This window comes from Streptomyces sp. rh34 (genome assembly GCF_002551245.1).
GTDB lineage: Bacteria > Actinomycetota > Actinomycetes > Streptomycetales > Streptomycetaceae > Streptomyces.
Map to the genome: position 1 here is coordinate 1 of NZ_NTGZ01000240.1, position 11,220 is coordinate 11,220.

Genomic DNA, 11,220 nt, shown 5'->3' on the forward strand with positions numbered 1-11,220 from the left:
TGAGTCGCCGACCGTCGCCGGGCGCCGCCAGGCCCTCGCCGGGGAGGCGGGGCGCCTCGTCCGCCGGGCCGAGGCCAAGCGGCGCCGCGGTGAGGTCCGCGAGGCCGCCGCGATGATCGACGCGGCCCTGCGGATGCTTCCCGCGCGGGAGTGGGGACCGGCACTGGCGGGCCCGCTGTCGGTCGGGGGCGCGGCGAACACCGCGATGGGCGAACTGGCCCGCGCCGAGGACCACCTGCGGTCGGCCGCGGCGGAGCCACTGCTGGAGACCGACTTCGGGCTGCGGCTCCTCTGGGCCGCGGGGCAGTACAAGATCGCGCGCGGACAGCCGGACGAGGCCCTGGACATGCTCTTCCGGTGCGGGCAGTTGATGCTCCTGCGTGGGGTGGACCTGCCGGACCTCGCGGCGTGGCGCACCGGTGCGGCGGAGGCCCAGATCATGCTGGGCAACCACCGGATGGCCCGCTCGCTCGCCGAGATGGAGCTGGGCCGAGCCGGCCGGGACGCGCCCCACACCTGGGGGCGGGCCCTGCGGGTGCTGGCCTCGATCAGCCCGCTCCAGGACCGGCCGGTGATGCTGGAGGAGTCGGTCCGCTCGCTCGGCGACAGCGGCGACCTGGTGGAGGTCGCCCATTCCCTCCGTGCGCTGGCCCGCGCCTACGACCTGACCGGCTCCGCGGACGAGGCGAAGGCCGCCCAGACCAGAGCCCTCGCGCTGGCACGATCCTGCGGCGTCCAGCTCCTGCCGGAGAAGCCCTTCTCCGGCGAGTCGGACGGCCCCCCGAAGCCCCCGGCGGCACAGGCCGACGCGCTGACCGAGGCCGAGCGGAAGGTCGCGACGCTGGCCGCCCGCGGCCACACCAACCGGGAGATCGGCAAGAACCTCTTCATCACGATGAGCACCGTCGAACAGCACCTCACCCGGATCTACCGGAAGCTCGACGTGCCCGGACGCGCGGCGCTGATCCCGCTGTTGACCGGTGGCATCGACCAGCGGAGCGCCGACACCCCTTAGGGGGTGTCCGACGATCCCGCGCGGGCGGGCGACGCCGAATGGGCGTAGGCCCCAAGGGGCGGACGCGGCGGGGCGGGGGCGTGTGAACCGGGGCCCCTATCTTCCGAGTAGGGGTTCCCAGCCGAGCTTCCCCAGACGATGTTGATCGTACAACCAGCAACTCGGGGGAACCATGATCGTCCATTCGGGGGACGGTGCGCGCCTGCCCGCACCCACGTCGGCCTGCGGGCGACGCCCGGCCCGCAACCCGTCCGCCGCCGCCACTACCGCCCGTCGGCGGGGGTGACCGCGATGCCAGAGGTGGGGATCATCGGCGCCGGGGTGATGGGCAAGGACGTCGCCGTCACCTGTGCCGCCCAGGGGTACGACGTGGTGCTCTGCGACCACGACCCGGAGGTCCTGTCGACGGCGGCCCGTGACCTGCGCGCCCTGGTGCGGCGATACCGGCTGATGGCCCCGGACGAGCCCCGGTGGAAGGACCAGGGGATCGCCGGCCGGATCCGGACCGCCGACAGCCCGGCCGCGCTCGCCGGCTCCGACTGGATCGTGGAGAACGTCGTCGAGGACGTCGCCGTCAAGGAGCAGGTCCACCGGGAGCTGCGCGCGGTCTGCGCGGAGGGCGCCCTCATCGCGGTCAACACGAGCTGCGTCTCGATCACGAGGATCGCCGCCCTCGCCGCGCGTCCCGAGAACGTCATCGGCATGCACTTCATGAACCCCGTGCCACTCATCGAGTGCGTCGAACTCGTGCGGGGGCACCGCACGTCCGACGCGACGGCACAGCAGGCCGAGGCGTTCGTGGGCGCGCTGGGGAAGCGGCCGGTCCTCGTGCGCGACTCGCCGGGATTCGTCTCGAACCGGCTGTCCCACCTCTTCATGAACGAGGCGGCGTTCCTCGTCCAGGAGGGGGTCGCCGAACCCGAGCAGATCGACGCGATATTCACCCTTGGCTACGGCCACAGGATGGGGCCCCTGGCCACGGCGGACCTGATCGGCCTGGACACGGTCGTCGCCTCGCTGCAGGTGCTCTACGAGAGCATGCAGGACCCGAAATTCCGGTGCTGCCCCCTGTTGAAAAGAATGGTGGACGCCGGGACGGTCGGCCGTAAGAGCGGACAGGGATTCTATACCTACGACGCTTCTCGCTGACCGACAAAAGCCGTGTGACGAACCGTAGTTCGCTGTGGGGGAGTGGTGTCTGATGAAAATGGCGAAATGTGTTGTCTGGGATCTGGACGACACGCTCTGGCGAGGAACCCTTTCCGCGGGTGACGAAGTCGTCGTGGAATCTCAGGTCATCGAGACCATCAAGACCTTGGACGAGCGCGGCATCCTGCAGTCCATAGCGAGCAAGAACCATCACGACGACGCCTTCCGGAAACTCGAAGAGCTGGGCATCGCCGAATACTTCCTCTATCCGCAGATCAACTGGAACAGCAAGTCCAGCTCCATCACGGAGCTTCAGAAGAGGCTGAACATCGGGCTGGACACCTTCGTCTTCATCGACGACCAGGAATTCGAACGCGACGAGGTCGCCTTCGTCCACCCGGAGGTCGAGACGATCGACGCGGCCGACCGCCTCCTCCTCCCCGGGCTGCCCCGACTGTCCCCCGCGCACGTCACCGAGGACGCGCGGCGGCGCCGGCTGATGTACCAGCAGGACGAGCGGCGTGAGCGGTCCGAACTCGCCTTCGAGGGGCCCCGCGACGCGTTCCTGAACGACCTCGGCATGGTGCTCGCCATCTCCAGGGCCCGCGAGGGCGACCTGATGCGGCTGGAGGAGCTGACCCACCGCACCAGCCAGCTCAACTCGACGGGCATCCCCTACTCGTACGACGAACTCGACGAGCTCATCCCCGATCCGGACCACGACCTGTGGGTCTGTGAGCTGACCGACCGCTACGGCTCCTACGGAAAGATCGGGATGGCGCTCGTCGAGAAGTCCGGGGACCGGTGGACGATCGCACTGCTGCTGATGTCCTGCCGGACGGTCTCCAAGGGCGTCGGAACCGTACTGCTGCAGTTCCTGGTCAAGGAGGCGGCGGCGAACGGCGTCCGCCTCTTCGCCAGGTTCCGGCGCACCGACCGCAACCGCCAGATGCTGCTCACGTACCAGCTGGCGAACTTCCGCGTCGTCTCCCGGGACGGCGCCGACCACCTCTTCGAGAACGATCTCGCGATCGTCCGCGACTACCCCGACCACGTGAAGGTGGACATCGATGCATGACAGCGGACCTTCGGTGGACGAGGCCTCCGGCGTGGACGTCCGCGCGAGCATCCGGGACTACGTCCGGAAGAACATCACCGCGCTGGACGACGTCGAACTGCTCGACGAGCACAACATCTTCGACAAGGGGTTCGTCACCTCGATCTTCGCCATGCAGCTGCTGGACCACATCGAGAGGACCTTCGGCGTCGAGGTCCCTGACGACTTCCTCAGCCTGCGGCGGTTCAGCTCGGTCGACCGGATGGTGCAGATGGTCGACGAGCTGAGGGCGGCACCCCGTGGATGACCGGCCCGCCGCCACCGCCGTGGAGCGCGCCGCCGCGTTCGCCGCCGAACTGGCACCGCGCGCAGCGGAGTTCGACCGCACCGAACACCTTCCGCGCGAGGTGATCGAACAGATGGCGGACGCGGGGTTCCTCGGGGCGACCGTGCCGATCGAGTGGGGAGGCCTCGGCCTGTCCCCGCTCGCGTACGGCGATCTCACCGAGGTGATCGGCAAGGCGTGCGCCTCCACGCGGGCCCTGCTGACCGTCCACACCTCCCTGGTCGCCGAGACGCTGGCGGACCGGGCCTCCCGGCGGATCAAGGAGAAGTACCTGCGTGACCTCGCGAGCGGTCGGCGGATCGCGTGCTTCGCGCTGTCGGAGGCCGACGCGGGCTCCGACGCCGCGTCCATGTCCACCCGCTACCTCAGGAAGGGCGACGCTTTCGTCCTCGACGGCCACAAGAAGTGGATCTCCTTCGCGGGCATCGCCGACGTCTTCCTCGTCTTCGCGACGGACAACGGCGTCATCAGCGCCTTCCTCGTCGACCGGGACACACCCGGGGTCGAGATCAGGCCGATGTCGGGCATGCTCGGAAACCGGGCCACACACATGGCCGAGGTCGTGTTCTCCGCGGTGGAGGTACCGGCCGAGAACCTCGTTTCCGGAATCGGGGCCGGATTCGCCTTCGTCGTCAACCCGGCACTGTTCCGCGGGCGCTACAGCATCGCCTGGGCGGGGGTCGCGATCGCGCAGGCGGCTCTGGAGGAGATGTGCACCCACGCGGCGCGCCGCGAACAGTTCGGCAGCAGGATCGGTTCGTTCCAACTGGTGCAGAAAATGATCGCGGACGCCGTCACCCAGGTGTCCGCCGCACGGGAACTCTGCCGGAGGGCGGGCCGGTTACGCGTCGAACGCAGCCCGGAAGCGGTCGCGGCGACGAACGTCGCCAAATACTTCTCCTCGACCGTCGCGGCCCGTGTCACATCCGACGCGGTCCAGGTACTCGGCGGAAACGGGTGCTGGAACGGATTTCCCGCCGAACGCCTTTTCCGGGAGGCGAAGATCCTGGAAATCATCGAGGGAACCTCACAGGTGCAGCAGACGCTGATCGCTGATTTCGGTCTCACCACATTCGCCAGGAAGGGTTAGGCGGGGAGCGATGTACATCGTGGGCTTTCAGGTCGGCACCCGGTACGGGGGGTTGTGCCGATGACACGGCCATGGCTCCTGAGCGCACCGAGCGGACAGGACCTGCGCGACCGCGCCGCCCGGCTGCGGCAGCGGGTCGAGCACGGCACGGCCGGCCCCCGCGAAGCGGCGGAATCCCTGGCCTCGGCCCGGTCGGCCGCCACCCACCGGGCCGTGCTGCTCCCGTCGGGCGGTGCCTGGCTCGAACCGCTGGCCGCCGTGGCCGAGGGGTGCGCGAGCCCCCGGGCGGTGCGGGGCGTGGCCGCGGACGAGGTGCGCCCGGTGTTCGTCTTTCCCGGGCAGGGCGCGGTCTTCCCGGGCATGTGCGCCGGACTGCTGGCGGCCTCCCCGGTCTTCGCCCGGCGGATGGGCGAGTGCGCCGACGCCCTGGCCCCGCACGTCGACTTCTCCCTCGTCGATGTCCTGAAGGCCGAGGAGTGGGCTCCGGAGCTGTGGTCGCCCGCCGTCGTGGAACCCGTGCTCTTCGCGATCATGGTCTCGCTCGCCGAACTGTGGCGCTCCCACGGGGTCGAGCCGGGCGCCGTCGCGGGCTTCAGCCTCGGCGAGATCGCCGCGGCACAGGTGGCGGGCGCGCTGCCCCTCGACGAGGCCGCGCGTGTCGCGGCGCTGTGGAGCCGGGCGCACGTCCCGATGGTGGGCCAGGGCTGCATGGCGATGGTCGGGCTGACCGTCGCCGAGGTCGAGGCCCGCTTCGGTGCTCCCGGGGCCGACGCGTCGGACGCCGTCGACGTCGCCGGGGTGTTCGCGCCCCGGTCGGTGGTGATCGCCGGAGCCGGACGGGTCGTCGACCGCATCGTCGAGGAACTGCGCGACGAGGGGACCTACGCCCAGAAGTTGTCCGTCGACTTCCCCGCGCACTCGCCGCGCGTCGAGCCGCAGCGCGAGGCCCTGCTCGCCTCACTCGGCGACGTCGCCCCGCGGCCGACGCACCTGCCCTTCTACTCCAGCACCACCGGCGGACGGCTGGACACCCGTGAGCTGGACGCCGGGTTCTGGTACCGCAACCTCCGCAGCCCGGTGATGTTCGAGCAGGCGGCCCGCGCCGTCCTCGCCGACGGCCACGGTGCACTGCTCGAACTCAGCGCGCACCCGGGGCTCGTCCGCCCGATGAACGAGATCGTGGCCGCCGCCGGCCGCGGTGTGCCGGTGATCGGCACGCTCCGCCGCGACCAGCAGGGCCCGGCCCGCTTCGTGGCCTCGCTGGCGGAAGCCTGGGTGCACGGGGTGCCGGTCGACTGGGATCGGGAGCTGCCGGAGTCCGGCGGGGCGGGCGGCCCGACCGCCACCGGTCCGGGCACGGCCGTCCCCGCCGCCCCCTTCTCCTCGACCGCCGCGGCCGGTCCGGGTGGGGCCGACCACCAGCTGGTCGATGCGATCGTCGACGGCATCGTCGGCGAGCTGGAGGGCGGCCGGGCTCCTGGCACCGCCCTGGACCCGGCCCTGCGCGAGGCGAACCTGTTCGACCTCGGCCTCGACTCGGTCCGGCTGGTCGCCCTCCAGGCCAAGCTCGAACGCCGGCTCGGAGTCCGGCTCGAAAGCACCTGCGTCATCGACCACCCCGCGCCCGCCGCGCTGGTCGACGAGCTCCGGCGTACGATCGCCGCCCGCGCCGGCGTCGAGAATGCCGAGGCCCCCCGGACGCGCAGCGCGGACCGCGCGGCCCGGGACCAGGCCGCTCCCGCTCCCGCTCCGGCCCCGTCGTCCGGCCCGGTCGCGGTGGTCGGGATGGGGATGCGGCTCCCCGGCGGCATCGGAAGCCGCGAAGAGCTCTGGCAGGTGCTGAGCGAGCGGATCGACGTGGTGGAGCCGGTCCCCGCCGACCGGTGGGCGCACAGCCCGCTGGACCTCACCGAGGTGACGACCACCCAAGGGGGCTACCTGCGCGACATCGACCGGTTCGACCCGGGCTTCTTCGGCATCTCGCCGAGCGAGGCCGAGCTGATCGACCCGCAGCAGCGGCTGCTCCTCGAACTGACCTGGGAGGCGTTCGAGGACGCCGGCCTCGACCCGTACGCGGCGGGCTCCACCGGCCGGGTCGGCACCTTCGTCGGTATCTACAACAACGACTACAGCCAGGTCGGGCGGAACCTCGGCTACTCCCACGAGGCGTACACGTACACCGGCAATATGGCGAACGCCGCCGCCGGACGCATCTCCTACACCTTCGGGTTCACCGGCCCCAGCATGGCGATCGACACCGCGTGCTCCTCCTCGCTGTACGCGTTGCACCTGGCCGGCCGGGAACTGCGGCACGGCGGCTGCGACCTGGTCGTCGCCGCAGGCGTGAACCTGATCCTCAGCCCCGAGGGACACCTGTCGTGGTCACGGCTCGGCGCGCTCGCGCCGTCGGGCCGGTGCCGCAGCTTCGACGACGGCGCGGACGGCTACATCAGGAGCGAGGGCGGCGCGGTCGTCGTCCTCAAGCGGCTGGCGGACGCGGAACGCGACGGCGACGACATCCTGGCCGTACTGCACGGATCGGCGATCAGCCACAACGGCCGCAGCGGCGGCTTCACCGTCCCCAGCAGCGTGGCCCAGAGCCAGGTGATCAAGGACGCCATGGCCGAGGCGGGAGTCGGGATCGAGGACGTCTCCTACGTCGAGGCCCACGGCTCCGGGACACCGATCGGCGACCCGCAGGAGATCAACTCCCTGGCCAGGGTCTTCGCCGGGCGTACGGAGAAGATCGGAGTCGGCAGCGTCAAGTCGAACCTGGGGCACCTGGAGTCCGCCGCCGGAATGGCGGCCCTCTGCAAGATCGTGACCTGCCTCCGGAACAAGCGCCTGCCGGCCACCCTGCACTTCCGCACCGGCAACCACCTCATCGACTGGGACGAGGCCCCTGTCGAGGTCGTCGCCGAAGAGGTTCCCTGGGAGCCGTCGGGCGGTCCGCGCCTGGCGGGGATCAGCTCGTTCGGCGTCAGCGGGACCAACGCCCATGTCATCGTGGGCGAGTACGAGGGGGAGAAGGCGCCGCGCCGCCCCGGGGGCGTACCGGGCGCACCCCGGCTGCTGCCGGTCTCCGCGAAGTCCGCCGGGGCGCTGCGGACCGCGCTGAACGGCCTCGCGGACTGGAGCGCCGGCGTCGGCGCGGAGCTCGACGACATCGCGCACACCCTGGGCCGACGGCGCGTCGCGAAGCACCGCAGGGCCCTGGTCTGCGCCACGGCGGACGACCTGCGGGCCGCCGCCGAAGCGGGCCCGGCCGAGGCGGCGCCCGACGCCGGCCACGGACCGGCGCACACGGTGTTCGTCTTCTCCGGACAGGGGACGCAGTATCCGGGCATGGCCCGGGAGCTCTACGCCCACGCGGAGGTCTTCCGGCGCGAACTGGACGAGATCGACGCCGAGTTCCGCCGCGTCGCCGGAATCTCCGTGCTGGACGTCATGTTCGCGGAGGAGACAGGGGAGGCTGACGAGGCCGCGCAGCGGTTCGGTTCGCCTCTGTACACCCAGCCGATGATCTTCGCGGTCGGACTGGCGCTCGCCCGGTACTGGGCGAGCTGGGGCGTCACCCCCGCGGCGGTCATCGGCCACAGCATCGGCGAGTACGCCGCGGCCTGCTTCGCCGGAGTCATGAGCCGTGAGCAGGCCGTCGAACTGGTCGCGCACCGGGCCCGCGTGGTCGAGGAGTCCTCGGCCGACGGGGCGATGGCCACCCTGCTGTGCTCCGTGCGGCAGGCCCGGGAGCTGCTCGCCGGACACCCGGACGTCTCGCTGGCGGCGGTGAACGCCTCGGAGAACGTCACCCTGTCCGGCCCGGCCGACAGCCTGGCCGCCGTGCTGAAGGCCGCGCGCCGCCGACGTGTCTTCACCGAGCGGCTCCAGGTGTCGCACCCCTTCCACTCGGAGCTGATGGCTCCGGCCGCCGAGCGCCTCCACGACCTGATCCGCGACCGGAGCTTCGGCGACCCGTCGATCACCTGGATCTCCGCGCAGACCGCCGGGCCGGTCGTCCCCGGGGCGCCGATCGACGCCGGCCACTGGAGCCGCCACCTGGTGGAGCCCGTCCGGTTCCGGGACGCCGTCGCCTCGGCCGTGGGATCGGGGCTCCGGACCTTCGTCGAGATCGGCGCCACGGCGACGCTCGGGGGGCTCGTGGCCCAGGAGTTCGGCGACGACCTGGTGGTCCTGCCGAGCCTGCGCAAGGGCAGGCCCGACGTGCGGCAGTTCCTCGAAACCGCGGGCCGGCTGTGGGAACTGGGCGCCGAACTGGACCCCGGCCATCTCGCGGGCCCCGGGCGGCTGCTCCACGACCTGCCGCGCACCCCGTTCGACAGGCAGCGGACCTGGTACCGAGACCGCACCGTAAGGGGTGGCGCGACCATGACCGGCCGAACCGAGGGCCTCACTGCCGACGGCACCCCGCCGGGCGGAACCGTGAGCTCCGATGCCGCCGTGACCGGCACCGACGCTCCGGAGACCCGCCGCGCGGAGAAGGAGGCGGTCGAAGAGGTCGTCGTGACGGCGCTGAGCCAGGTCACCGGTGTGGCGGCCACGGATCTGGACCGGCGCGTGGAGTTGTTCTCGCTCGGCGTCGACTCGCTCATGCTCGTGCAGCTGGGCAAGCGCATCCAAAGGAACTTCGGCCTCGACATCCCCCTCACGACCTTCTTCGAGTCGCTCCACACGGTGGGGCAGGTGGCCGATTTCGTCCTGCGCAACCGCCCGGAGCCGGAGCCGTCCCCCGAGCCGGACCGGCGGGCCGTACCGGCCCAGCCGCATCAGCCGGACCGGCAACTCCTGCCGGACCAGCCGCTTCAGCAGCCCCGGCCCGCCTCCGGTATCGAGGCGGTGATCCAGTCCCAGCTGGACGTCATGCGCCGGCAGCTCCAGGTGCTCGGCGGCGCCGCCCCGGCAGGCCCCGGCGCCGATGGCGCGTCGGTGGACCGGGCCGAGACGGACCACGCCGACGACCACGCCGACGACCGGGCCCGCGACCTTGTCCCCGGCCGCCCGGCCCCGGCGGTCCGCAGGGTCGGCACCTACAACAACAACATCTCGCTGCGGGAGAACCGGCTCACCGATCGCCAGCAGCGGTTCGTCGCCGACTTCGTCGCCCGCTACACCGCCAGGACCACCGGGTCGAAGGAGCACGCCGGCGCCCACCGGGAACGTCTGGCGGACTGGATCAACTCGCTCAACTTCGACCCGAGCCTGCGGGAGACCGCCTACCCGCTGGTGTCCGCCCGGTCCGAGGGGGCCGAGTTCTGGGACGTGGACGGCAACGGCTACGTCGACACCGGGATCGGCTACGGCGTCCACTTCTTCGGCCACCGGCCCGACTTCGTCGTACAGGCGATCCAGGACCAACTGGCGGCCGGTTTCGAACTCGGGCCCCAGAACAAGGTCGCGGGCGAGGTCGCGGAACTGGTCCACGAGATGACCGGCGCCGAACGGGTCGCCTTCTGCAACACCGGCACCGAGGCCGTGATGGTGTCCCTGCGGCTCGCCAGGGCGGTCAGCGGACGCGACAGGATCGTGCGGTTCACCGACTCCTACCACGGCGGGTTCGACGGCGTCCTGGCCGAGAGCGACGGGACCGGGAGCGTTCCGCTGACCATCGGCATCCCCCAGGCCATGATCGAGGACACCCTCGTCCTGCGCTACGGCGCCGAGGAGTCCCTGGAGAGCATCCGCCGGCACGGCGGCGAACTCGCCGCCGTCCTCGTCGAACCGGTGCAGTCGCGCAACCCCGGCCTCCAGCCCGCCGGCTTCCTGCGCGAGCTGCGGCGGATCTGCACCGAGCACGGCATCGCCCTGATCTTCGACGAGATGATCGTCGGCTTCCGGCTCGAACCCGGCGGCGCGCAGGCGTACTTCGGCGTCGAGTCCGACATGTCGCTGTACGGCAAACTCGTCGGCGGCGGGATGCCCGTGGGCATCGTGGCCGGCCGCGCGAGGTACCTCGACGCCGTGGACGGCGGAGCGTTCTCCGACGCCTCCGACGCCCCCGGCTCCCGGCCCGCCGTACCGACCACCTTCTTCGCCGGAACGTTCTGCAAGCACCCCCTGACCATGGCGGCCTGCCGGGCGGTGCTGACGAACCTCAAGGAGGACGGAGCGGAGCGGATCGCCGCGCTGAACCGCTTCACCGACGACTTCGTGCGCCGGGCGAACGACTGGTTCGACCGGGAGGACGTACCGGTACGGCTGTCGCACTGCGCCTCGATGTACAAGTACGAGCCTGTCGCGCCGAGCGACGTGGCCACGATGACCCTGACCACCAACCTGTTCTTCAAACTCCTCGCCCACCACGGTGTGTTCGTCTGGGAGCGGCGCGCGGGCTACTTCTCGCTGGCCCACACCGAGGACCACAAGGACCGCATCCTCGACGCCTTCCGGACCGCCGTGGAGGAGATCCGGGCCGGTGGCTTCGACTTCCGGCGCGCCGCCTCGGCGGCCCCGGCCGGCGACGGCGCGGCCCTCGCGCCCGCCGCCTTCGGCGGGCCGCTGGCCGTCTCGGCCGAGAGGAAGCGGCTCTACGTCCTATCCCTGTCTCT

The 11,220-nt window shown here is 71.4% G+C and carries 6 protein-coding genes; all 6 read left to right on the forward strand.

Features of this window, described 5'->3' with window-relative positions; genetic code table 11:
- Nucleotides 1–1,015, forward strand: a 1,015-nt coding sequence (locus CR470_RS30265; RefSeq protein WP_143663906.1) for a helix-turn-helix transcriptional regulator, incomplete at its 5' end; no start/stop codon positions are given.
- Nucleotides 1,016–1,306: 291 nt separating this feature from the next.
- A complete protein-coding gene (locus tag CR470_RS30270; RefSeq protein WP_097870677.1) occupies nt 1,307–2,164 on the forward strand; it encodes a 3-hydroxyacyl-CoA dehydrogenase family protein in 858 nt (285 codons plus the stop codon).
- A 58-nt stretch (nt 2,165–2,222) separates the two neighbouring features.
- A complete protein-coding gene (locus CR470_RS30275) occupies nt 2,223–3,242 on the forward strand; it encodes an HAD-IIIC family phosphatase (protein WP_218923791.1) in 1,020 nt (339 codons plus the stop codon).
- A complete protein-coding gene (locus CR470_RS30280; RefSeq protein WP_097870679.1) occupies nt 3,235–3,528 on the forward strand; it encodes an acyl carrier protein in 294 nt (97 codons plus the stop codon). Before CR470_RS30275 ends, CR470_RS30280 begins: the two co-directional genes overlap by 8 nt.
- A complete protein-coding gene (locus CR470_RS30285; RefSeq protein ID WP_097870680.1) occupies nt 3,521–4,657 on the forward strand; it encodes an acyl-CoA dehydrogenase family protein in 1,137 nt (378 codons plus the stop codon). The genes CR470_RS30280 and CR470_RS30285 overlap by 8 nt, the downstream gene beginning before the upstream one ends.
- A 60-nt stretch (nt 4,658–4,717) precedes the next feature.
- Nucleotides 4,718–11,220 (forward strand): type I polyketide synthase (locus tag CR470_RS30290; RefSeq protein WP_257138962.1); only part of this gene is annotated, 6,503 nt, incomplete at its 3' end.